This window comes from Psychroserpens sp. (assembly GCF_047633235.1).
In the GTDB taxonomy this organism is placed as follows: domain Bacteria; phylum Bacteroidota; class Bacteroidia; order Flavobacteriales; family Flavobacteriaceae; genus Psychroserpens.
The window spans coordinates 1-23,914 of record NZ_JBLIET010000039.1; the positions used below are offsets into that span (position 1 = coordinate 1).

The 23,914-nt window shown below is 33.3% G+C and carries 26 protein-coding genes, 1 tRNA gene and 1 pseudogene; 10 read left to right on the plus strand and 18 right to left on the minus strand.

All coding sequences use genetic code 11. The features are described from left to right. The 7 genes from ACJAZK_RS11800 to ACJAZK_RS11830 form a co-directional block, all read right to left on the minus strand. On the minus strand, window positions 1–198 hold a 198-nt coding region (locus ACJAZK_RS11800), incomplete at its 3' end, for a hypothetical protein (protein ID WP_415224160.1). 6 nt (window positions 199–204) lie between these two features. Further along, window positions 205–747: a mechanosensitive ion channel domain-containing protein gene (locus ACJAZK_RS11805; protein WP_028872717.1), complete on the minus strand. Its 543-nt coding sequence runs from the start codon at window positions 745–747 to the stop codon at window positions 205–207. 52 nt (window positions 748–799) lie between these two features. Next, on the minus strand, window positions 800–1,735 hold the full coding sequence (locus ACJAZK_RS11810) for a septum formation inhibitor Maf (RefSeq protein WP_415224161.1): 936 nt from the start codon (window positions 1,733–1,735) through the stop codon (window positions 800–802). 34 nt (window positions 1,736–1,769) lie between these two features. Further along, window positions 1,770–2,357, minus strand: a complete 588-nt coding sequence (locus ACJAZK_RS11815; RefSeq protein ID WP_415224162.1) for a Maf family nucleotide pyrophosphatase — start codon at window positions 2,355–2,357, stop codon at window positions 1,770–1,772. 2 nt (window positions 2,358–2,359) lie between these two features. Then, complete coding sequence (locus tag ACJAZK_RS11820) at window positions 2,360–3,277, minus strand: geranylgeranylglycerol-phosphate geranylgeranyltransferase (protein ID WP_415224163.1); 918 nt, start codon at window positions 3,275–3,277, stop codon at window positions 2,360–2,362. Between the two features lie 127 nt (window positions 3,278–3,404). Beyond that, window positions 3,405–3,935: a KdsC family phosphatase gene (locus ACJAZK_RS11825; protein ID WP_415224164.1), complete on the minus strand. Its 531-nt coding sequence runs from the start codon at window positions 3,933–3,935 to the stop codon at window positions 3,405–3,407. Beyond that, window positions 3,936–4,724: a Rossmann-like and DUF2520 domain-containing protein gene (locus tag ACJAZK_RS11830; protein ID WP_415224165.1), complete on the minus strand. Its 789-nt coding sequence runs from the start codon at window positions 4,722–4,724 to the stop codon at window positions 3,936–3,938. A 76-nt stretch (window positions 4,725–4,800) separates the two neighbouring features. Here ACJAZK_RS11830 and ACJAZK_RS11835 point away from each other — a divergent pair, with 76 nt between their 5' ends. Together ACJAZK_RS11835 and ccsA are read left to right on the plus strand one after the other, a co-directional pair. Beyond that, entirely contained in the window at window positions 4,801–5,205 is a 405-nt protein-coding gene (locus ACJAZK_RS11835) for a group III truncated hemoglobin (protein ID WP_415224166.1), read from the plus strand. Between the two features lie 601 nt (window positions 5,206–5,806). Continuing rightward, window positions 5,807–9,139, plus strand: coding sequence for a cytochrome c biogenesis protein CcsA (ccsA, locus tag ACJAZK_RS11840; RefSeq protein ID WP_415224167.1), 3,333 nt, complete (start codon window positions 5,807–5,809; stop codon window positions 9,137–9,139). An 83-nt stretch (window positions 9,140–9,222) separates the two neighbouring features. Here the strand turns inward: ccsA and ACJAZK_RS11845 are convergent, their stop codons facing one another. Together ACJAZK_RS11845 and ACJAZK_RS11850 are read right to left on the minus strand one after the other, a co-directional pair. After that, complete coding sequence (locus tag ACJAZK_RS11845) at window positions 9,223–9,942, minus strand: DUF3307 domain-containing protein (RefSeq protein WP_415224168.1); 720 nt, start codon at window positions 9,940–9,942, stop codon at window positions 9,223–9,225. After that, window positions 9,939–10,541, minus strand: a complete 603-nt coding sequence (locus tag ACJAZK_RS11850) for a transcriptional regulator (RefSeq protein WP_415224169.1) — start codon at window positions 10,539–10,541, stop codon at window positions 9,939–9,941. The genes ACJAZK_RS11845 and ACJAZK_RS11850 overlap by 4 nt, the downstream gene beginning before the upstream one ends. Window positions 10,542–10,849: 308 nt before the next feature. Between ACJAZK_RS11850 and mscL the strand changes: the two genes are divergently transcribed. Continuing rightward, window positions 10,850–11,299: a large conductance mechanosensitive channel protein MscL gene (mscL, locus tag ACJAZK_RS11855; protein ID WP_415224170.1), complete on the plus strand. Its 450-nt coding sequence runs from the start codon at window positions 10,850–10,852 to the stop codon at window positions 11,297–11,299. Window positions 11,300–11,416: 117 nt separating this feature from the next. Here the strand turns inward: mscL and ACJAZK_RS11860 are convergent, their stop codons facing one another. Together ACJAZK_RS11860 and ACJAZK_RS11865 are read right to left on the minus strand one after the other, a co-directional pair. Then, window positions 11,417–11,827 (minus strand): hypothetical protein, encoded by a 411-nt coding sequence (locus ACJAZK_RS11860; RefSeq protein ID WP_415224171.1) that lies wholly within the window; start codon window positions 11,825–11,827, stop codon window positions 11,417–11,419. Then, complete coding sequence (locus ACJAZK_RS11865) at window positions 11,808–12,239, minus strand: DUF2452 domain-containing protein (protein ID WP_415224172.1); 432 nt, start codon at window positions 12,237–12,239, stop codon at window positions 11,808–11,810. The genes ACJAZK_RS11860 and ACJAZK_RS11865 overlap by 20 nt, the downstream gene beginning before the upstream one ends. A gap of 310 nt (window positions 12,240–12,549) precedes the next feature. Here ACJAZK_RS11865 and ACJAZK_RS11870 point away from each other — a divergent pair, with 310 nt between their 5' ends. Next, a complete protein-coding gene (locus ACJAZK_RS11870; protein WP_415224173.1) occupies window positions 12,550–12,735 on the plus strand; it encodes a hypothetical protein in 186 nt (61 codons plus the stop codon). A 391-nt stretch (window positions 12,736–13,126) separates the two neighbouring features. Here the strand turns inward: ACJAZK_RS11870 and ACJAZK_RS11875 are convergent, their stop codons facing one another. Continuing rightward, entirely contained in the window at window positions 13,127–13,273 is a 147-nt protein-coding gene (locus ACJAZK_RS11875) for a hypothetical protein (protein ID WP_415224174.1), read from the minus strand. 66 nt (window positions 13,274–13,339) lie between these two features. After that, window positions 13,340–14,011, minus strand: a complete 672-nt coding sequence (locus ACJAZK_RS11880) for an HAD family hydrolase (protein ID WP_415224175.1) — start codon at window positions 14,009–14,011, stop codon at window positions 13,340–13,342. Window positions 14,012–14,324: 313 nt separating this feature from the next. Here ACJAZK_RS11880 and ACJAZK_RS11885 point away from each other — a divergent pair, with 313 nt between their 5' ends. The 4 genes from ACJAZK_RS11885 to bshB1 all read left to right on the plus strand — a co-directional run bounded on the left by ACJAZK_RS11885 (window position 14,325) and on the right by bshB1 (window position 18,087). Then, entirely contained in the window at window positions 14,325–15,152 is an 828-nt protein-coding gene (locus ACJAZK_RS11885; protein ID WP_415224176.1) for a T9SS type A sorting domain-containing protein, read from the plus strand. Between the two features lie 70 nt (window positions 15,153–15,222). Then, on the plus strand, window positions 15,223–16,389 hold the full coding sequence (locus tag ACJAZK_RS11890) for a trans-sulfuration enzyme family protein (RefSeq protein WP_415224177.1): 1,167 nt from the start codon (window positions 15,223–15,225) through the stop codon (window positions 16,387–16,389). Then, window positions 16,382–17,272 carry a 23S rRNA (adenine(1618)-N(6))-methyltransferase RlmF gene (gene rlmF / locus ACJAZK_RS11895; protein ID WP_415224178.1) on the plus strand — a complete coding sequence of 297 codons (891 nt, stop codon included), beginning with the start codon at window positions 16,382–16,384 and terminating at the stop codon, window positions 17,270–17,272. The genes ACJAZK_RS11890 and rlmF overlap by 8 nt, the downstream gene beginning before the upstream one ends. Window positions 17,273–17,370: 98 nt before the next feature. Next, on the plus strand, window positions 17,371–18,087 hold the full coding sequence (bshB1, locus tag ACJAZK_RS11900) for a bacillithiol biosynthesis deacetylase BshB1 (protein WP_415224179.1): 717 nt from the start codon (window positions 17,371–17,373) through the stop codon (window positions 18,085–18,087). Window positions 18,088–18,203: 116 nt separating this feature from the next. Here bshB1 and ACJAZK_RS11905 read toward each other — a convergent pair whose 3' ends face one another. After that, a complete protein-coding gene (locus tag ACJAZK_RS11905; RefSeq protein ID WP_415224180.1) occupies window positions 18,204–18,812 on the minus strand; it encodes an MCP four helix bundle domain-containing protein in 609 nt (202 codons plus the stop codon). 334 nt (window positions 18,813–19,146) lie between these two features. Between ACJAZK_RS11905 and ACJAZK_RS11910 the strand changes: the two genes are divergently transcribed. Then, a tRNA-His gene (locus tag ACJAZK_RS11910) sits at window positions 19,147–19,222 on the plus strand. Between the two features lie 509 nt (window positions 19,223–19,731). Here ACJAZK_RS11910 and ACJAZK_RS11915 read toward each other — a convergent pair. The 4 genes from ACJAZK_RS11915 to ACJAZK_RS11930 all read right to left on the minus strand — a co-directional run bounded on the left by ACJAZK_RS11915 (window position 19,732) and on the right by ACJAZK_RS11930 (window position 23,635). Next, the gene (locus tag ACJAZK_RS11915; RefSeq protein ID WP_415224181.1) at window positions 19,732–21,294 is read right to left on the minus strand and encodes a M28 family peptidase; all 1,563 of its coding nucleotides are present in this window, start codon (window positions 21,292–21,294) and stop codon (window positions 19,732–19,734) included. A gap of 97 nt (window positions 21,295–21,391) precedes the next feature. Next, on the minus strand, window positions 21,392–22,426 hold the full coding sequence (locus ACJAZK_RS11920) for a M28 family metallopeptidase (protein ID WP_415224182.1): 1,035 nt from the start codon (window positions 22,424–22,426) through the stop codon (window positions 21,392–21,394). A gap of 80 nt (window positions 22,427–22,506) precedes the next feature. After that, on the minus strand, window positions 22,507–22,848 hold the full coding sequence (locus ACJAZK_RS11925; protein ID WP_415224183.1) for an FUSC family protein: 342 nt from the start codon (window positions 22,846–22,848) through the stop codon (window positions 22,507–22,509). 4 nt (window positions 22,849–22,852) lie between these two features. Next, window positions 22,853–23,635, minus strand: coding sequence for a DUF3108 domain-containing protein (locus ACJAZK_RS11930; protein WP_415224184.1), 783 nt, complete (start codon window positions 23,633–23,635; stop codon window positions 22,853–22,855). 193 nt (window positions 23,636–23,828) lie between these two features. On the opposite strand from ACJAZK_RS11930, the pseudogene ACJAZK_RS11935 reads away from it, so the two are divergent. Next, window positions 23,829–23,914 (plus strand): annotated as a pseudogene (locus ACJAZK_RS11935) (universal stress protein); the annotation flags it as partial.

Genomic DNA, 23,914 nt, shown 5'->3' on the forward strand with positions numbered 1-23,914 from the left:
ATTGGTTCCTTTGCGATAAAAATAAATAGTTAAACTTAAAAAGGCTCCTGTAATTAAAAGCGCCATAATTGTTAGGTACGTGCGCTCTAAAACTATATCTGGAGCACTGGATGTTAGTACTCCATAGGTCTCTTTTATTCCTCCAAAGCAGAATATTCCGAAGAAAAAAGAAAGTAATTTATAAAACGTTTTACTCATAGTTTCTTAAATAGAATCACTCCCGTCATCATGAAGCCCTTCAATGGCGTCTTTCTCTAATAAAGTCACCGCTTTTTGGAGAATCAAATTATTAGGATATGTAACAAGATCTCCACTGTCTAACCTTAAGTGCAGTTGGAATGCTCTAATATCTTCTATAATGGCTTCAATTGGGAAATCTTTATCATGGATTTTGATTTTATCACCTACTTTATAAGGAAAAGAAAAGAACATAATAATTCCTGAAGTGACATTACTTAAAATAGACCAAATAGCGAAAAGTGCAATCCCTATAACTGCAAAAACAGAAGAGAATACGACTGCCATGTCTTTGAATTCTGCACCAAAAACAAAGGATTGAATTATTAAAGTTATAATAAACAGTGTTACAGTTATGTATCTGCGTATTAGTTTAATACGAGCATCATTAACTCCGCTTTTTCTTCCCATTTTCTTAACGAGCTCGTGACTTATAAAACGAATCAATAGTATGATAAGTAGCACAAAACCAGTAATAATCAATTGAGATTTGTAAGTTTCAAAAAACATAAAAATGTGTTTAGTTGGTCATTCAAAGATAGAGTACAACTTAAATAGTTCGCTATTTAAGTTGAAGAGTTTTGCGTAAATTTTCATCTGCATTTGAGTTTTTACTCCAATAAGCAGATTTGATGGTTTTAAGTTTTGTACCTTTTGTTGTAAGTATTTTGGAACGTGCACCGTAACCGTCTTTGTAGGTCTCTTCCCAGCTCGTTATGTCATAAGGGAATTCTGGATTATAATTAATAATTAATTTACGATCAAGCCTATTGTAATAGATGATATATTGTCCGTCTTTATTAATCGCTTTTGCAAAATAGGGTTTCGTTTCTATATGCTTTAATCGAATATATTCCATGGACGGAATAATTTGTAATTCACCAGTAGGTAGGCTTTTAGGGTCTATTCGTAATTTTGTCCACAATTCATTTTCTAAAATGGCTTTATCTAAAGTGATCTCTTCATCTCCTTCACTTTCAAAATAACTGTATGATGTCATTTCAAATTTCTCACGATTGTTAAGTTGCGAATATACATGTCCGCACCATTCTTGCACAGAGCAACTTACTTTTAGTGCATGCTGGTTATTACTCACAGGGTAAAACGTAGATTGCATTATAGAATACGGATACACACCAGTGTTGAAATTTTTCGTGAAATTTAATTTTAAAAGAGGCGTATTAGCTTCGTCATAGCGATCTGCTTTGACTTGTTTTTGTGGGAGAAAATCTTCTGTAACAAACACTAAAACAGCCATGCCATCTCGCATTTCTCCATAACGTGCTTGTTCTAATTGATAGGATGATATTTCTGCTTCTCCAGCATACCAATAGTCTTTAAATTCTTGAGAAGGTTTAAAATCAGGTAACTTCGGAAGCGTTTTTGGTGCTTCGGAAATTGGCTCACTTTGTAAAGCTTCGTCTTTTGTTGTCGTATTGTCTCTACAAGACATAAATATTACGAAGAAAACAAATAATACTAAATAGCGTTTATTCATGGCTATAAATTTTGGTAAAATTACAAATCAAACCTTATAAAACCATGCTGTTTAACGTTTTGTAAAGGAGGTGTGTCGGTAAGCCTACGACATTCGTGTAAGAGCCTTCAATACTAGCGATTCCTATTTGGCCAATCCATTCTTGAATTCCGTAGGCGCCAGCTTTATCATAAGGTTTGAAGGTTTTGACGTAATAATCAATTTCGTTTGTAGTGAGCGCATTAAAAGTCACTTTTGTAACAGCATTTACTGTTTTTTGAGATATTTTGGTGGTAAATGTAATAGAGGTAATCACTTCGTGAGAGGAGTTACTCATAGAAAATAGCATTTGAAATGCATCATCGTAATCTTTAGGTTTTCCTAAGGCTATGTTGTTATGCCAAACAATAGTGTCACTAGTCACTAGAATGTCCTTGTCTTTCAATTCGTTTTTAAAAGGTTCTGACTTTAATTGAGCTAAATAATCACTAACTTCAGAATGATGTAATTGGTTTGGATACACTTCATCAATGGGCTTTAACCTAATCTCAAAATCTAATCCTAAATCTTTAAAAAATTGCTGACGTCGAGGTGATCCTGAAGCGAGAATTAGATGGTAATTTTTGAGTTTGTCTTGAATCATTTTTAAGTCGTTTTAATTAAAAGGGGGTAAAGTAACAACGATAAAATCCCAAAAAGCATTACCAATTTGTAAACCAAGCTAATATGCTTATAGTGAAAGTTGTCGGCAGCTCCAAAAATTTTTATGGTCGCATAGATTAAAGGCGCAATAATAAAAAGCAGAAAATAGCCAATTGCAATTGGTTGTGTATATAAATAAGTCACCATAAAATAAATAACAGCACCAATAGGTATCATACTTACTATAAACGCAATTTTATTTGCACGCGCACGACCTAAAACGATGGGTAAGGTCCTCATGCCTGCTTTATAATCGCCATCAACATCTTGTATATCTTTAACTATTTCCCGAATTAAATTAATTAAGAAGGCGAAAATGGCATAATCAAAAATAATATCAAAAAAAGTGAGTTGAGTAGCTCTGTTTTGAGCCGTTATTGCTGGTAATAAATCAAAAATGGCAACAATAATAATACTCATTGCTACTAAAAAAGAGATGAGAATATTTCCAAATAATACCGTCCCTTTCAAATAAGACGCATACACATAAAGCGCTAAAGAAATAATAACAAAAATGGCAAATAATGAACCTTGATCAATGCTATGTGCTAAGAAAAAGCCTAGAATAATACCTGTAATATTTAGAGTAAAAAATAGATTATAGGCGAGGTTTTCTGAAACTTGTTTACCAATAATGACTTTGTTGGGTTTGTTAATAGTATCTGTTTCAACATCGTAAATATCATTAATGATATTGCCTGCAGCAGCGATACAAAGCGTCGTAATGACTAAAAGCCAAAAACCTAATGTATTTAAAGTTGTGGGTATGTCAAAAGCTTCAAAAAGTGAAAATTTGATAAGTACTTGTGCAATGATAATCAGTACTAGATTTTTCCAACGAATAAGATTTAAAATGTGCAATGTACTGTTAGGTGTTAACTTGTATTATACTAAATTTGATGAGTGCTGAATTCTAAATGATATTGAGTCTTCAGTCTTTTTTTTTAAATCGAATCAGGTTTGTGAGAAGTTAAAGTGGACACCCATACTAATCATAGTTGGCATTAAAATTCCCGTCCCATTTGCCTTGTACTTTCATGATTTGCTCAATGATGTCTCGTACAGCACCTTGTCCACCTCCTTTATGAGAAATATAATGGCTTACAGCTTTGACTTCTATGGCAGCATCTTGCGGACAAACAGCCAATCCAACTAATTTCATGACAGGAATATCTGGCATATCATCTCCCATATACAATACGTTTTTTGCCTCTATATTGTTGTTCGTCACATACTCATGAAATTGATTGACCTTTTGGTGAGCACCTAAATAAATATCTGTAATGCCCAAGCCTTCCAAACGTTTTTGTACACCAATATTGCTTCCTCCAGAAATAATACAGATGTTAAATCCAGCATCTATAGCTGTTTTAAGTGCATAGCCGTCTTTAATATTCATACGTCTTAGCATGTCACCGTTGGTCATTACTGTAACAGTTCCATCGGTAAGTACACCATCTACATCAAAAATGAAAGTGGTAATGTGTTCTAGATACTCTTTATAACTTTTATCGTCCATTTAATTATCTTTTTTTTTAGTTGTTGCGCTTGTCGAAGCATGAGTTTTCTTTATTGAAGCAGTCATTAACTTGTAAATGTCTTTATGATGCTCATTATCGAGCATTTTTAAGTGCCTTTTAATTGTTTTTTTATCATTGCGTTTGGCAGGGCCAGTTTGAGCCCTAAAAGGAGACAGGTTTTGAATTTTATTTGCAGTTTCTAAAATGAGCGGTTTAAGTAAATCAAATTCGGCCCCTTGAGACTCTGTAATTTCATGCGCTACTCTAAATAATTGATTTGTAAAATTATTCACAAATACTGCCGCTAAATGTAAGGCAGCGCGTTGATCGCTATTGACCCGTTTTGTATGCTTTGAAATGGATTGCCCTAAGTGTTTTAACTGCTGATAATCTTTACGCATTAGGGTTTCTAGACATAATGGAACTTCTGCAAAATTAATCTCAGCGCCTTTAGAAAACGTCTGTAATGGGTAAAAAATACCGCGTCTATTTTTTTTATCTATATCATAAGGACTTACACTCCCTGAAGTATGCACGACCAAACGGTCTTCAAAGGGTAATTGTTCAGATAGTTGAGTTATAGCATCATCACTAACTGCAATGATATAAATGTCTGCTTCAACGAGTTGCGACAGATCACTTGTTAATAGCACTTCGCTGTTAAAAGGTCTCATGCTTTTTATGTCTCGATTGTACCATTGCTTGATGGTAACGTTTTCCGCAGAAAAAAAAGCTTTATATAAATGATGAGCAACATTGCCTGCTCCTAAAATAACTATTGTAATCATACTGCTAAAATACAATAGAAATAAGAAATGATAATTATCATACTTTAATTTATCTTGAGTAATTACATTTGTAGCTATGAGCCAAGATATTAGTAATCGAGAAGATGTGTTTTTATTAGTGGATACGTTTTATAAAAAGGTACGTAAAGACGATATACTAGGGCCTTTTTTTAATGAAATGATTAGAGATTGGGATGCGCATTTGGAGCACTTGACGACCTTTTGGGAAACGAGTTTATTTATGGCCAAAAAGCTGGATAAGAAGTACTATGGAAATCCGCTAGAAGCTCACGTCAAGGTCGATAAGTATTTTGATCATAGTATCTCAGAGCTTCACTTTGGTATTTGGCTCAACCTTTGGTATGAAACACTCGAAGAACTTTTTAAAGGAGATGTCACAGAAACTGCAAAACGTCGCGCCCGAAAAATGGGAACCTTTATGTACTTAAAGATGTTTGAGGCAAGACAAGCCAAATTGTAATAGGTCTTTTATAATATCTAAAACCAAGGGAAATAAATTGACGACTGTAGCGCTATTTAATATTTTTTTATTCATACCCATTTATTGTAATGTTAATGTGCAGCGAGCTTACCGTTTTGGTATCTAAAAAAATAACCAAAGAAGGCTATAGTGAAGGTTAAATACGACTCATAATATTGAAGAAAACCATGCGAGTAAAGCATATGAATGACTATTTTTTTAAGCATTAGATCGCATGCATCAGTTTGATTCATAAATTCACTGGATCATCATTCTAAATAAGAATAGACTTTTCGATAATTACTAAAATAAAGAGCAAACGATAGGCGGTGCCCTATATAAATAGTCACGATTACCTTTGCATAAAATAGAAGGTATGAGTAATTCTGGAGGTAAGGTTTTAATTTCTAATGTTCGTTTTGTTTTAAGATAAATTATAAATCAGAAAAGTAGATATGAGTTGATGAAATTACGACATCTAAATTCATATAAAGTAACTCACCACTAATATATATATTTAACACATTTTTGACACAATTTGTCCAATACTAAACGAACTAAATTAGCTATCTTTGAAAAACTAAAATGAACCTTTCTTGCTATGCAAAAGAAACTTGCTAATATTCTCTTTTCTACACGTCTAACTGGTATTTTATTTATTGTCTATTTTGTATCTATGATTATTGGTACGTTTATGGATGCTGGTCAAGATACATCTCCAACACCCTACTCAAGGTATTATATTTATAATTCTTGGTGGTTTGAGGCTATCCAGATGATGTTTGTTATAAATTTCATCGGCAATATCTTTAGGTACAGGCTCTATAAAAAAGCGAAATGGGCTACATTAACACTACACTTGTCTTTTATATTTATTTTTATAGGAGCAGGAATTACACGATATATAGGTTTTGAAGGTTGGATGCCAATTGGTGAAGGCGAAACAGAAAACACCTACCTTACAAGAGATGTTTTTTTAACCACGTTTATTGATGGCGATTTAATTGTCAACGGACAACAACAAAGACGGGTAGAGCAGGAGCGGGTTGATTTTTCTGAACGTTTGGATAATGATCTTACTTTAAATACAGAATACAACGGAACATCAGTAACCATCCAAGTTAAAAAGTTTGTTAAAGATGCAGAACTAGATATTATTCCAGGTGATGTTGGTGACTCTTATCTTAAATTGGTAGAAGCTGGGGATCAGGGCCCACATAGTCATTATATTAAGGATGGCGATAAAGATGGTGAGCTGATCCATAATATCGTATTTACACTAAATAGTCCAACAGCAGGTGCTATTAATATAACTACGAAAGACAATCTCATGTTTATAGAGTCCCCTTTTGAGGGAGATTATATGACAATGGCAACGCAAGTCACCGGGAAATTAGTGAAGGATTCGATCCAACCACTAAAATTAAGGTCACGTTATCAGGTTGCAAATATGGCGATCGTGTTTCCTAAGCCAGTGATGCAAGGAGAGTTTGGAGTTGTGAAAAAATCAGAGATGTTGCAAAGTCGAGAAGATGGTGTTATTGTGGACGTGACTGCTAACGGAGAAACTAAAACGGTCAATTTATTAGGTGGGCAATACGTCAACGGACGCTTTGAACAAGTCAAAGTAGGCGGTTTAGACATTGCCGTAAAATATGGTTCTATCGTTAAAGAATTGCCATTTAGTATTAAACTCAATGATTTTGTTGCGGATCGTTATCCGGGAACGGAAGATAATTTCTCTGCGTTCTCTAGTGAAGTCACAGTCATAAAACCTAACGAAACACCGTACGATTATAAGATTTTTATGAATAACGTTTTAGATGAGGAAGGTTATCGGTTTTTTCAATCTAGTTTTTTTCCAGATGAAAAAGGAACCAAGCTTTCTGTAAATCATGATCAATGGGGAACATGGGTCACTTATTTTGGGTATATGTTATTATACTTTGGTTTAATGTCTATTCTATTTAGTAAAGGAACTCGTTTTGCAGATTTAAAGCGCATGCTTGAAAAAGTGAAAGTGAGCAAAGCAAAGTTGTTAACGATTCTTTTACTTGCTTCGAGTATGGTCGGTTTTTCTCAAGAACATGGTCCAAATGATGGACATAATCACGAGGCACCAGTGCAACAGGAACAACCGCAAGAACACTCAGCAGATGATGGGCACGATCATAAAACTAAAACAGTTCAAGAACATTTTGAAGGCGACGGTCATGACCATAGCACAAAAGAAAGACCTAAGATTAAAATTGATCGCCCTTCAAAAGCAGAAATTGATTCTGTAATACGCTCTAACGTGACACCAAAGATACACTCAGATAAGTTTGGTGAGTTAGTGATACAAGATTACAGCGGACGCATGATGCCAATGAATACATTCGCTTCAGAAATACTTAGAAAATTAAGTAAGCGTGATCACTATGAAGAGTTTGATGCTAATCAGGTGTTACTGTCCATGCAGGAGAGTCCCTTGTTTTGGTACAACGTACCCATCATTTATTTAGCAAAGAGTAAAGGCGATTCTATTCGAAAAATAATAGGTGTAGATAAAGATCAAAAGTACGTGTCTATTACAGATTTCTTAACCGATGAAGGGCGAAATAAAATAGGGCCTTATCTTAAAGAGGCTTATGCTGCTGAAATCCCTAATGGTTATCAAAGTCAGTTAAAGGAAGCTTATGATCGTATGAGTCTATTGTTTAACACGCTTGACGGTCGTTCAATTAAAATTTTTCCGGTCCCAAATGACGAGGTTAATACATGGATTTCACAAACCGAATACAAGGAAGACTATCGCGAACAAATTAAAGATACACTCTACGGAAAGTTTATTGAAAACAGTTTTGGTTTCTATATAGGAGAATTATATAATGCGAAACAATCGGGTGACTATAAACTGGCAGACAAGCTGTTGGCAGGATTTAAAAATAGTCAAGCTGAAGTTGGGAGCGAAGTCATGTTATCAGATGAAAAAGTAAAAACCGAAATCTTATATAATAAATATGACATCTTTAAAAAGTTATATTCCTATTATATGCTAATTGGACTGGTGCTTTTTGTTTTGCTTATCATACAGATTTTTAAGTCAAAAAGTAAAGTCTTAGATGTGATTGTTAAAGGTCTTGGGATTGCCATTTTTGTGTTATTTTTAGTTCATACAGGAGGATTAATTGTGCGTTGGTATATTTCTGGGCATGCACCTTGGAGTGATGCTTATGAGTCTATGATTTATGTCGCTTGGGCAACTATGTTTTTTGGTATTGCCTTTGGGAGAAAAAGTATGCTTACCCTTGCAGCAACTGCATTTGTTACTGCTATGATATTATTAGTGGCACACATGAATTGGATGGATCCCGCTATTGGTAACCTATCTCCTGTACTAGATAGTTATTGGTTAATGATTCATGTCGCAGTTATTGTAGCTAGTTATGGACCGTTTGCTTTAGGGATGATTCTAGGGTTGACCGTATTGCTATTAATGATTTTTACTACGGAAAATAACAAAGATAAAATGTTACTTAATATTAAAGAACTTACATTAATTAACGAAATGTCACTAACTGTTGGTTTGGTCATGTTAACAATAGGGAACTTCCTTGGCGGAATGTGGGCCAACGAAAGTTGGGGACGTTATTGGGGTTGGGATCCAAAAGAAACTTGGGCACTGATTAGTATTATTATTTACGCCTTTGTTATTCATATGAGACTAATGCCAGGACTTAGAGGTCGCTTTGGGTTTAATCTTGGTTCTATATTGGCATTTGCTAGTATTTTATTCACCTATTTTGGAGTGAATTTCTATCTAGCAGGTCTACACTCATACCAGTCAGGTCAGCAGATTTTAAGCGTTCAATATATAGTCGGTACGCTTGCTGTCATAGCCATGATTGCATCAGTAGCCTATTGGAAGTATAAGAAATATTACAGAAAATAAACACCTCATTTTTGTGAGCTTTTACTAGTCCACCTAAAGTGCCTCCTTGAATAAAAGAGGAGATTTAGGTGGGATAGGTTCGTTTATAACTGGGTTATTAGGTAGTTGAATATTAGCCCTATGAGCATGGCTATTCCAAAACTGATGAGTGTTCCTATGAGCACATATTCGGTTAGTTTTCTATCCTTAGCCCTAGAAAGATCACCAAATCTGAAAATTGATTTTGCTGCGAGTAAAAAACCTATGCCTTCCCAAAAATTTAGAACTACAAATAAAAACACAAAAAGTCGCTCTAGAATACCAATATAGGATCCAGCATGTTCTAGAGAATCATTTGTGTCTTTTTTATTTTCTATATTCCATTTAGAAATAACGGTTTTCATAACTATAGATGACATGCTGCTGAGGCCTATAAAACAACATGCGAATAGTAATATGCTAGAGTAGTTATAAGACGTGAAGTTGCTCAGATATGGTTCATACAGATCGACTACTAGTGCAATAACAACCAAGTGTGCTAATTGGTCTAATCCAAAAAGGAAACGCTTATTTTTTTTATTTTGGAGATGAAGCTTCGTAAGATCTATACCAAAATGACTTACAATAATAATTAAAAATCCTAACCAATAACGTCTATCAAATTGCAAGGTCAACAAAAGAGCTACGGTATGTATTGCAATATGCAGGTATAGGTATTTTGATTTTTGTTTATGCTTGTTTTTATGTGTTACCCAAGATTGTGGTTGCAACAAAAAATCACCAATGAGATGTGCTAATATAAGTGATATAAAAAGTGCTATCATATCGCTTTTAATTTTGATTCGTAGTATTTGATGAGTGCTTTAAGTTCATCATAACCACCGCGTTTTAAACTCTGACTAATATTACTTTGAGTAGTCTCAAAATGACTTGCTAGTTGTTTCTGGTTTTTATTTGGATGTGTAAGTGTGTATGCAATAAGTTCCGCAGTAGTTTGTGTCCAGTTATTAAAGGTAAATGATGCTAAATAAAACATGAGATTTAGGGTGTTGTCCAAATCTACATGTACTGTTTTTATGGCTAGTAGGTTCTTTTTTAGTGATTCAAAACAAGTACCAGAGTTGATGAAGGCAGTTCCGTTTGATGAGGTAATAGCATCACTATCGTATGTTTTGTCTCCAATCCCAATAGCGATTCTGAGGTCTAGATTTGCTGTGTATTTTAAATATGCTTTAATAACAATTGCGGTACGCAATGCGTTTTGTGGCTCTGTTTCTAGTTGAAAACTGTCACCTCTGTAGATTTCCCAATTTTTTGGAGTTGAACCAAAGGAGTTCAAAATAGTTTTGAGATGTGTCATCCAAAGTTGAGGTTGCTGAGCTCTTGAATTTACAAGATCTGCTGTGATGATTGCTATAGCCATGATATAAATATATAATAATTTCTTCGGAAACCCTAAAATATCACCTATTTAGATAATATTTTAAAATATAATCTAAATAGCTAATAAGTTTAATTATCAATTAAACAGCTAATACACTAGAGTATTTATTGTGCAAATGGGTATTGATAATATTAAATATTGTTTTCTTTAATTCCTAAAGGGTTGGGGTGAGTTAAATTCAAAAGTTGTTAAATTTCTGAAGTAAAACTGCTTAAAGTTTTATTGATAAGGTTAGTAAATAGACTAATTATAAAATAGTTTTGTAATACAAATTTAAATTAGAGGATATGAGGTTTTTAAAAGAATTCAAAGAGTTTGCCGTTAAAGGTAATATGATGGATATGGCTATCGGTATTATCATAGGAGCAGCTTTTAATAAAGTAATAGATGTACTGGTCAAAAAGGTGTTTATGCCACCATTATCATTAATGACAGATGGACTTGAGTTTCAGGATAAGCGCTATATATTAAGAGATGTTGTTTACAATGCGAAAGGCGATGTTACAGTAAAGGAAGTCGCTGTGGAGTATGGAATATTATTTGAAACTTTTTTAGATTTTATAATCGTCGGACTCACAGTTTTTATAGTTGTAAAAGCCATGAACAGACTTAAAGATAAAGCACAAGATCCTAAAAACATCATCGTAAAAACACCTAAAGATATTGAGTTGTTATCTCAGCTTACCGAATTAATGAAGGAGCAAAATAAGTTACTAAAATCTAATAATAATTCATAATCGGCTCGTTTTTTTTAGTTTTTGCTAGTTAAAAGCCTAGTTCGATAGACGTTACTCATTCAAAAGGAAGAGTGTTTAGAATCGTCTAATTTCAGATTAACTCAAAAAAGGCTAAAATCAAAAAAATGTAATCAAGCTCCAAATAAACAAACCAGTCCACAAAGCGGTTCTAATCCAATTGCGAGACACTAAAAGCTCCAATGTTTTATTAGAAAAAGAATTATCGCTTATCTGTTGATGCAATGGTACAAATTGTATAAAGGTAGACATCCATAAAGTGAGAACGACGAGCATTCCGCAGATCGAAAAAAGTGTTTGCTCAAAGAATATTTGAATCGTATAAATAATGAGTTGACCAAGCATCAAAGGCATTACTACCAAAGCCATATTAAAGGTATAACGACTATGCCATTTGAAAAGTACGCTAGAAGGGAAGTGCTTAAAACTAGGATAGATAAGCAATTGTACCATCCAGATGAGCACTACGAGTCCAAAATCTATAAGTACTCTAGGTAGTTCTAAGTCCATTATCAGTAGCATTCACTTTTTTCCATACATGCTCGCTATTAAGCTTAAAACTTCCAATAAAATCAAAGTTACAATCGCTAGGCGCAATAATAGATAAGAAGGGTTGTTCCTTTTTATCGCGATAAAGATGATAAGATTCACCAATAATAGGCTCAAAATTATAACGCGCGTTATAAACGAGGTTATTATATTCTAATTCTTCCATCATTTTATCGTAGGCAGCTTTAAGTTCTAGATATTTAGACTGGATTTGTTTGTTGGCTTTAAGGATGTTCCTGTTTTTCCAAGATGAATTATCTGTGACTTTAATAGCAGGAGCACCAACATTAGTTGCATACGGTTTTAGCGCTGCATCATAACGTTGCGTGTCTCTATTAAATACAATCTGGTCTGGTTTTTTGTCTTGAGACATAGTCAACATTCTTTTTTGCAAAGATAAAGCACACATTTTATTCATAGTGGTTAAATACACTTTAATTTTTTAGTCAAGTCGAGAACACTCTTCTTAAACTAAAATCTTGGATGCTAATACTATTTCCTTTTATATGTTTTACAGTCACAATTACTAGGGGAATATCTGTTGTTAATTCTAGTGTAAATTTATAACCGATAAGATTTCTGACTTTTAAACATAGAAGTCAATGGAAATATTGAAATTAAAATTGAGGTATTTATTATTATCAATAAATTTATTTTATCTTAGTAGAGTTAATAGTTTAATCATGAATTTTATTAAAAAGATAGGTCTAGCTAATTTGTTTATATTGGCCTTATGTGTTTTTATTATTGGTGTTGCAGAATACCTGTTTCAAAGAGGAGATAAGTTGCATGCTATATTTATTGGGCTTTGGGCACCAACATTACTTTTAGTAGCCATATTCATAAAACAGATTAAAAATGGACGCTAACGATATTATAATATACTTCTCGGTATTTGTGTCTATTTGTGTAGTAATATGGGCAGTTTGGATGATTCGGGTTTATGATAAAGTAGATAGAGATAATTAAGACTGTAAACTGTTTCTTTTGTTCTATATGCTTTAATCTTATTAATATTTTTACCTAGATGTGTTCTGTTACCAAGTCATTTTTTGAATTTTTATTAGTTCAAAATCTATTGTTCTTTCGAAATGCTGAGAGTTAAACTCAGTGTATAATCAGTTTATTAGATAATTAAAATAATAATAATTATGTAATATAGTTCTGCTCTTTTAAAAATAATAGACCTCAGAAGCTTAAGCGGTGTAAGTTAAAATAGAATTATAACTTTATTTTTTATCAAAAAGTAAATATGGGTAACTACGCTTCTTTCGCTTTATTAATAATCGCTCTCAAACGCTCTTTTCTTAACCCTGCCTCTTGTCTAAGTTTATTCTTCTTTTGATCCATGAGCTTAGAGTGCTTAGATTTATTGTTTCCGTTTTTTTGTCCTTTTGGTTTTGGCATTGATTAAGGTTTGTGAAAATATTTATTATTTTCTGAAGTGTAAAATATCAAAATACCTTGTAAAATCTACGCTAGATTTTGAGCAAGTAAATCCTTGAGTTTCTCATAAGAAATTTCTTCAAACGATGACACTACCAAATCTGCCTTACTATAATCTTGATCTTTACTATGTAAACTATTGTAGCCTATGCAATATATATTAGCAGCGTTAGCAGCTGATATGCCGTTTGTAGAATCTTCAATTACAAAGCATTCCTTGGGCTGTTTACCAGATAATTCTGCTGCCTTAATAAATATTTCAGGATGAGGTTTGGAGGCTTTTAAATCGGCACCACTAATTTTAGCATCGAAATATTGATCTAGATCAAAACGTTTAAAAACACGATTTATGTTTTTCATAGATGCAGAAGAGGCAAGAACTAAAGTCATACCATTGGCATGATAATCCTTGATGAGAGTTGAAACACCATCTAATAATTGAAGCGAGGTATCACTTATAAAAAGCGCCTTGAAATGCTTACGTTTAATATCGGTTAGCGTTTGAGCACACAAGGGCAATTGAAAATAGGAAATGAGTTGATTGCATATCTCCATAGTGGACTGACCTGTAAAAGAGGCATAAAGAGCATCAGATACATCGATGTTGACATCGTTAAACATTTGGAAATAGGCTTTATGATGAAGAGGCTCAGTATCTACGATGACACCGTCCATATCAAATAATACAGCTTTAAACATGTGGTTGAATTAATTAGCATTACGAATATATGTAATTACGTATTGACTATCAATAGGTTTGGTTGACAATTACGTAGACTCTAGATTATTTGCAGATATGTTCGATAAAGGGTTATTTTGTTTCTTTTTATACTCCATTTTGTCTATATATTCCTATGCTTTTATTTTAATATGCTTGTTCAAACCCAGTAAATAAAAATAAACAATAAGTCTTTATGCATTTCATCGATTATTTAAGCGCTTCATGGTGTTTATTCCTTTTTAGTATTACATTAGCAGCAACTTAATATTATTTCATTAAACCCCAAATCTAATGAGAGCTTTATACTACTTATGCTTCGCTATGCTTTTTTTAATACCTACAAAAGGTGTTTCTGCATCGTTAAATAACAATGAATCTAATATGACGTCTATGACCTCTGAACAAGGTCAGCGTGTTCGTATTGATGTCACTACCACAACGGGCTATACTAGACATTTATTGTTAGCGTTTACTCCTAATAATGCTGCAACAGAAGCCTATGATTTCGGTTATGACGCTTTAAATAGTGATAACTATTCAAATGATAGTAGGTGGATGGTTGGTGAACAGCGAAGTCTTATACAAGGTCTTGGAGCATTTCTTAATACAAAAGCTTATCCTTTAGGTATATTTCTTTCTAATGCTGGACATATAGAATTTTCACTCACAGGACTAGAGCATTTTGATGAGATCATAGAGGTTTTTATTTATGATGCTTTTACCGATACTACAACATCAATTTCAGATAGTAATTTTATAGAAACTATGCCAGAAGGTGATAGCACAAATCGGTTTTATGTGACGTTTACAAATAGTATTTGTACAATGGTTTTTCCAGATAGTACCTTCTCAAAGTTGGAGACTCAATTAGCAATACCACAAATTAGTTATATTAGTTCAACTAAAGAACTACAAATTATCTCACCAAATGGTTTAGATATTGAAGCCATTCATCTTTATAATATTTTGGGACAGAACTTAAGGCAATGGTCTAATTTGGAATCTAACACATTTGGTAATTATACTATTTCAATGTCTAATATCTCAAAAGGCACCTATTTGGTTAGTCTAAAAACTAAAACAGGGAAATTCAATAAACGATTGATTATATCCAAATAGTAAAACACTATTTAATATTGATTTTGATGCGATTCTTTTTTGTAATTTTAGAGCTACAAATATATAATTCATGTCAAAAAAAAAACAAGGCTTAAATACCATTTGCACTCATGTAGGTGAAATAAAAGATAAGCAGTTTAAAGGTGCAGTATCACCAATTTATTTATCTACATCGTATGAGTTTGATGGTGTTGATGTTAAGCGTTACCCAAGATACTTCAATACACCAAATCAAGAGTTTTTAGCTAAAAAAATAGCAGCACTTGAGCATACTGAAGCAGCTATGATTTTTAGTAGTGGCATGGCAGCGATTAGTCATATGTTTTTGGCCTTCTTACAAAAAGGAGACCACATCGTTGTTCAAAACACCTTGTATGGTGGTACGAGTAATTTTATTCGTGAGGAATTCCATAAATATGGAATCGACTATACATTTACTAATGGATATGCGGTTTCAGATTTTGAAGCAGCAATCCAATCCAATACAAAGTTGATTCATATCGAGACACCTTCTAATCCCTTATTAACGATCACAGATATAAAGGGAGTTGCAGATTTAGCAAAATCAAAAGGCATCGTTACGACTATTGATAATACATTTGCAAGTCCTGTAAATCAAAATCCAATAGATTTTGGTATAGATATCGTGATGCATTCTGCAACTAAATATTTAGGTGGTCACAGTGATATTTCGGCAGGTGCAGTTGCGAGTTCTGTAGCACATATGGATCGTATTTGGAATGTCTCTAAAAATCTCGGTGGCAACTTAAGTGATATGACTGTTTGGATGTTAGAGCGCAGTATGAAAACACTAGCACTTCGCGTGAAAGCACAAAATAAAAATGCTCGCAAACTGGCTAAGTTTTTAGACAAACATGAGGACGTCTCTAAAGTGTATTATCCAGGATTAAAAAGTCATCCAGAGCATTTATTGGCAAAAGCACAAATGAAAGGTTATGGAGGTATGTTGTCTTTTGAATTGAGAAAAGATATTGATGCCATGGCATTCATGAAACAACTTAATTTAATCAAACCTTCCATGAGTTTGGCAGGTGTAGAAAGTACCATGTTATTACCTTCAAAAACCTCTCATTCATTATTAACTCAAGAGCAGCGTGACGCCGTTGGAATTAGTGATCAGTTGATACGATTTTCAGTAGGTATAGAAACATTTAGAGATTTAAAAATAGATATTGAACACGCAATAATTAATACTAAAACCACATCTTTTGCATAAAAATAATAAACATTCTAAAGGCTATGATTTTGATCTTTTAGTGAAGAGTTCTCCAAAATTAGAAGAATTCGTTTTTACTAATTCCTTCGGAAATGTAACCATTGACTTCGCTAACCCTAAAGCAGTAAAATTGTTAAATACAGCTTTATTGAAAGTACATTACGGCATTGATTATTGGGAATTTTCTGATGCGAATTTATGTCCGCCAATTCCAGGTCGTGTTGAGTATATTCATTTATTAAATGCTTTGCTAAAACGTTCGGAAGTCAAAGAAAACATTACAGTATTAGATATAGGTGCAGGAGCAACTTGTATTTATCCACTATTGGGACAAGCAGAGTACGGATGGAATTTTATTGCTACGGAAATTGACTCACAAGCGATGAGGTCTGCTGAAAAAATAGTAGCAAAAAACAAGTTGAGCAAGTCCATCAAATTGCGCTATCAAGATAACGAACAGAATATCCTCACTGGAATTTTAAAATCTAAAGAAAGGGTGAGTGCTGCGATGTGCAATCCTCCATTCTATAAAGACCAAGCAGAGGCCGATGAAAATACATTACTCAAACAAAAAGGATTAGGAAAGCAAACCGATACAGTGGCTCGTAATTTTAGTGGTACTGCAAAAGAACTTTGGTATCCAGGAGGAGAGAAGGCTTTTGTGCATAATTATTTGTATCAAAGTTCACTTCTAAAAACCAACTGCTTTTGGTATACTTGTTTAGTTTCTAAAACGCAACATGTTTTAAGTATGGAAACATCATTAAAAAAACTTGGAGCGACAGATTTTAAGATTTTGCAGATTTCTTTAGGTAACAAAATAAGTAGAGTCGTAGCATGGACCTTTTTAACGGAAGAGGAGCAAGCTGAATGGATATCGTAATTGATATTATAATTTGTAACAGTTATATTAAATAAATATGTTTTCCTGTTCCTGTCTGCTGACAGTTAGGTTCACGGAAATGAAAATAAGAACTTTCAATGAAATTAGATATACTCGTATTTGGAGCACATCCAGATGATATAGAATTAGGATGTGGAGGCACAGTCGCTAAAGAAATTGCTAACGGTAAAAAAGTAGGTCTTATAGATTTAACTCGCGGAGAGTTAGGAACACGTGGTACAGCGAAAACTAGAGATCAAGAGGCCAATGATGCTTCGAAAATATTAGGTGTTACTGTAAGAGAAAATTTAGGCTTTGCAGATGGGTTTTTTATAAATGATAAAGAGCACCAGCTCAAAGTTATTGAAATGGTACGTAAATATCAACCAGAGATTGTATTGTGTAATGCCATTGATGATAGACATATTGATCATGGGAAAGGAAGTAAATTGGTAAGTGACGCTTGTTTTTTAAGTGGACTACTAAAAATAGAAACAGACCTTGATGGGAAAGCACAAGACAAATGGCGACCAAAGCAAGTCTATCATTATATCCAATGGAAGAATCTAGAGCCTGATTTAGCTGTGGATATTTCAGGATATATAGATATTAAAATGGCTTCTGTAGCGGCCTATAAAACTCAGTTCTATGATCCAAATAGTAAGGAGCCCCAAACACCTATAACAAGTAAAAATTTTACAGATAGTATAAAATATAGAGCTCGTGATTTAGGGCGTTTAATTGGCGTAGATTATGCCGAAGGTTTTACCGTTGAGCGCCATGTTGCTGTGGATAGTTTGTTTGATTTAAAATAACCTTATAAAGGAGGGAAATGTGCACTTGTTATTATTGAGAACAAGAATAATTTTACTGATAACATCCTTATTTTATGCGCAATTGGTATAATCGCCCCAATCATTATTAAATAAAACTATTCTGTTTCTTGTCTTTGTTTAGGTTTATAAAGTATGATAATTTGAATGACTATAGCGAGAACCGCTAAAAGATAAATTTCTATTTGGGTAAAAATTTCAAGCTTATCAACTGCTTTTTTACTGATTGACATTTGTCTTTTACCTTCACTTAACTGAATTTTAGATAAATTATAAAGATTTTCTTGAATGTCTGAAATGGTATTGAAAAAAGAACGTTTTTCAATAAAGTTAGAATTTATCAGAATGTTTTCAGATATTTTTAAGTCTTCAAAATCGCTCTTAAGATTATTTAAAGTCTTCTTTTCTTTTTTTGTAAGCTTTGTTTGATCATATCTAGATAGGAGTTCTAAGATATTTTTATCTAATTGCTCACTTCTATTATAAAAAAAAGTGGTGTCTAATAATGCAGCAGCTATTTCTTTTTCTTGGACAGATTTTGATAAATCAAAAATCAGGTCACTAGCAACAACTCTGTCTTCATATATCGTAACAACCGCGTCTCTTACTCTAATAAAATTATTTTTATCTATGAGGTTTGTGGTCACAATAAGTACAAAGACTATAAGAATTCCAAGTATCCATTTTACTTTATTAAAGAAGGCCATAAGGTTCTGTTTTAGATTGTTAAATCAAGAAGGAAAGATAATAAAGTTTCAAATTATTCTTGAATAAAATATGTTAGAAAATGCTTAAATCTTTTGTGATCTGTTAGTCTGCTTTTTGTTGGTGTTTTGTGGGTGAAATTTATAAAGCATTTATGGTCATAATGTTGGCGGTAATATTAACATTAGCATATTGAATGTTAAAACTACTATTGTAGACACTAGTATCATTTGTATGGCGTTATATTTTATTTTAACTAATAATTTTAAAAAAAAGTCTTTGTAGTAACTGTGAATTATTTTACATTTGCACACGCATTGAAAAATGTGTCCAAATGGTGGTTGTAGCTCAGTTGGTTAGAGCGTCGGTTTGTGGTACCGAAGGTCGCCGGTTCGAGACCGGTCTTCCACCCAGAATATCAAAGCTTCTCAGAAATGAGGAGCTTTTTTTGTGCATCTAATTCATAACTAAAGGATAGGGTTTGGTATCTGAATTTTGAAATATGCTGATTTTAGACTAATCGAAGCTGTTTCTCGAATGTTATAACAAAAAAGGCTTCAATAGAAATGGAATACTTTTTATTATAAATAGGATTGCTCTTGTGTTGGCTTGTAGTCAGTGATTTTTTTGAGGGTTATAGATTTCTCTAAAGCTTTTGGTTGTAAACGTATCTGTAAAATACCCACATATTACAAATCTTAACGATACTCTGGCTAGAAACAGAGAGATGAGTATTAATTTTCCTTTTATCTATTTTAAGTTTGTGATCACTCACTAAAAAAAGATTTTATTAAAAAGGTTCAAGATATTTAAAATAGATCTTAAACCTTTTTGTTTTTTTGCGTTAGCGATTGAGGTATGTGTTGAAGCTCCTCGGAGAGAGCGACTACCGAAAGCGCGACTGAGGGTAACGCCCAACTATTACTCAGTCTCTGCTTTATCGACAACAAGTCTATCTACGCGGTTTACAATTTCCCAGGCCGTATAGAATACCAAGCGTGTTCTGTTTTCTAATAAATCATATTGAATTTTATCAGGAGTATCACTTGGCTGGTGATAATCGTCATGCGTCCCATTGAAATAGAAAATAACAGGGATATTGTTTTTAGCGAAGTTATAATGGTCACTTCTATAATAGAAACGGTTGGGGTCATTCTCGTCGTTATAGGTATAATCGAGTATGATATTGGTGTATTTTTTATTTGCTTCTTCGGAAATGTTATGTAAATCTGTACTCAGTTTATCACTACCAATAAGATATACGTAATTTCTGTCTCCTTCACGTTTTGGATCTGTACGTCCAATCATATCAATGTTCAAATCTGCAACCGTATTTTTTAAAGGGAAAATAGGATCATTATCTGAATAATGTCTGGATCCTAAAAGCCCTTTTTCTTCTCCTGTAACGTGTAAAAATAAGATAGAACGTTTTGGCCCATCTCCTTTTTCTGCTGCTGCTTTGAAAGCTTCTGCAATTTCTAGGATAGCAACTGTGCCAGACCCATCGTCATCTGCACCATTATAAACTTGACCGTCTTTAATGCCTTCATGGTCTAAATGAGCTGAGATTACAAGAATCTCATCTGGCTTTTCTGTTCCTTTTAAGAATGCGACTACGTTTTCAGAATTTACAGCTTCTGCTTGACTTTTAAGAGCACATGATATTTTTGTAGCTATTGTTTTTGACACATCAGACTCCATAATTTGTGGATAGATGGCTTTTGCCATTTTCTCGTTTGCCATCATGGATACCATAGATGGTTCATTACTTTTTAGTGACATTCTGCCCGCTTCTCCAGACATTGCAATTTCTTTATAGTAAGGCCCATATTGAGCAATCATTTGTTCATTAACAAAGATCATTACTTTTGCACCATTATCGTTTGCTGCATCTCTTTTTGATGAGATTGATGAACGTCCTGTGCTCCATTTTGTATCTTCGGTAGTTCCAGAAGTTATATAATTCCCATCAGCATCTTTAGGTTCTCCAGCTTTTATAATTACCACTTTTCCTTTAACATCTAAATCTTTATAATCTGAATAGGTGTCTGAGTCAATACCGTAACCAGCATAAATCACTTCATTGATGTCTAGTTGTTGTGTTTCTGTATTACCTAGAATTAGAAAGTCTGTATAGTTTTCCATGGCTGTTCCATTGATAGACATATCTACTTCTGGAGCTTTTTGTTTTTCTAAAGGGACTTCTTGAAAATAATCACCACCAGAGAGCGGTGAAGGAATACCCATATTTACATATTGATCCTTTAAATAATTAACTGCTTTCTTTTGACCAGGTTCTCCCGTTTCTCGTCCTTCAAAGTCATCTGAAGCATAGGTGTAGAGCATGTCTTTTAATTCGGTAGCGGTTATGGTGTTACCGTAAATTGTCGGGTCAGCAGGTGCCTTATTTACTGTTTTTTGATTAGAGCTTCCACAACCTACTAAAAGTAAAGTTGCAGCTAAGATGTTTAATGATGTTTTCATTATTTAAGTGTTACATGAATTTATAACACGATATTACGAAAAATCTAATTGAGTTCTTATGAACCCTATGAGGCTTTATCTAAATTTTAACAAGATATTAATAGTCTTGATCTACGATGATTCTGTTTTCTGAATTTGCCAAATACCAGGCAGTTGCGAAAATTAGTTTTGTTCGTTTTTCGAGTAAGGCATAGTCAATTTTTTCTGGAGTATCTGTAGGCTGGTGATAATCTTCATGTTCACCGTTGAAATAGAAAATTACAGGGACGCCTTCTTGAGCAAAATTATAATGATCTGATCTAAAATAATAGCGGTTAGGGTCCTTATCGCTATTAAGTTTATAATCTAGTTCTAGGTTTGTAAACTGAGCGTTAGCAGCTTCTGATATATAGTGTAATTGAGTACTTAAACGATCTGCACCAATAAGATAAATATAATTAGGATTGTTTTTATGAGCGTCGTCCACTCGACCAATCATATCTATATTAAGGTTCGCAACAGTATTTTTCATTGAGAACACTGGATATTTAGCGTAATATCTTGACCCTCTAAGTCCAACTTCTTCACCTGTAAGATGTAAAAAAACAATACTGCGTTTTGGTCCATGACCTTCTAAAGCTGCTTTTTTAAATGCCTGTGCCATTTCCATTACTGCAGCTGTGCCGCTTCCATTATCATCTGCACCATTATAAATTTCGGTATCTGTGTAGCCTTCGTGATCGGAATGTGCTGATATGATAACCACTTCCTCAGGAAATTCATTGCCCTTTACATAGGCGATGACGTTTTGAGAGCTTTTTATATCTCCGGAAAAAAAAGACTTAGGGATATGTTGATAATATTTAGATCCTAATGGGGATTGTATTTGTTCTTTTATATAGTAATCCTTTAAAAATTTAGAGGCCTTATGGTGTCCTGGTTCTCCAGTTCTACGACCTTGGAACTCATCTGTTGAAAACGCGTAAACATGATTTTTAAGTTCTTCTTTAGAAATCGTATTGATATAGGAGTCTACGGTTTGTGAATCTTCAAAAACAATACTTTCTTTGAGTTTATCTATTTTTTCGGTATGTCGCAATGTAGCGCAAGAGCCAACTAACGTAAGTGATAAAGTAATAAGTAGAAATTTCATTGTAATTTGGGGATAGTGAACTGAATCAGAGTAAAATTAAACAAAAAAAAAGGTAATACCGAAAGGTTACCTTAAATAATTTATTCTGTGCCTAGATCATCAATTTCTAAACCATCGAGCTCTTCAATTGATTCTTCTTCGAGTTGTTCTTCTTTTAGCTCAAGTTGTTCGGTGTTTCCAACTTCAGATTTACTGAACACTGCTTTATAAGTTGTAAGTGCTAAAGCTATTATGGTCATTAAAAATATAAGTTGAATCGGTTTTTTGTTGTGTTGCTTTTCTTTGAAAGTAAATAAAGCGAGTAAGCCAAATATCAAGGTAGCTATAGAGGGTATGTATGCAATTTTAAACAATGGTGTTACAGCTAGAATAAGTGCTAGAATTGCAGTAATAAAACCTAAAATTAAAAATAACTTTTTCATATGATTAATGTTTTAGACCTGTAGCCGACTTAATTTTTAATTCTCCGTTACCAACTGCTATTTTAAACTTTGCATAGACCAGTATTTTATTGTCATCTGCTGTAAGCCATAAAATATTGTCATTATTACCTTTAAGTAGGTCACTATTGCTTACTGAGATGGCAAGTTTGTAACACTCTTTTTTACCTAAAGCTGTATTTATAGTTTCTTTACTAAGATATTTTAGTCTTACCACCGTTTCTTTATTGTCAAAAAGCACTTTGAAATTTTGACTATCACCAATACTAGCCTTGTGAATGTCTAAGTTTCTTATTTGGTAAAGTGTTGTTACTAAATCTCGAGTTGAAGCACTAATCGTAACCGTTTTTTTTTCTTCCCAAGTCGTCCCATCACTTCTTTTTTTACGCATTAAGCTCGATACATTATTAGCCTTATGATTAAATGTATACTTCATGAATTTCTCATAACCACCCTCGCTAATATCTCTATTATGTAAATAGGGCTTTAAGGTTTTTGGGTTTACATAGCTTTCATATAAATCTCTAATTTTAAAAAAGCCATCCCATTTACTATAGGTTGTAGCAGTACATTTTAATTTTAATAAGGTAGATTTTGATGTCTTGACTTCACTAGTCTCCATGGTGACTTGCGCTAATTCGTTAAGTAATCCAGACATGTTATAAGATGCTGTATAAATTAGGGTTTCTCCTGCAGTAATAGTATTATTTTGAGAAGAGGCGCTTGAACAAAGGCATAAAATAAAAGTGGGTACTAAAAGTAATCTCATAATTGTTAGTTTGGTTCAATAAGGTATTTCTAAGCATTTATTGTGCCGAAAATACAATGTTCTCTATTAATTATCTAACTAATTTTTTATTAAAGTTTCTATTCCATTTAATGTCTTATTTCTAGATGATATTTATCATAACTTTTTTGAAGAATACTAAGTAATTTCGTATCGAAATAAATCTCATTATGTTATGAAAAAAATTTTATTGCCAACTGATTTCTCTGAGAATTCTATTAACGCTATTCACTATGCACTAGAATTTTTTAAAAATGAAGC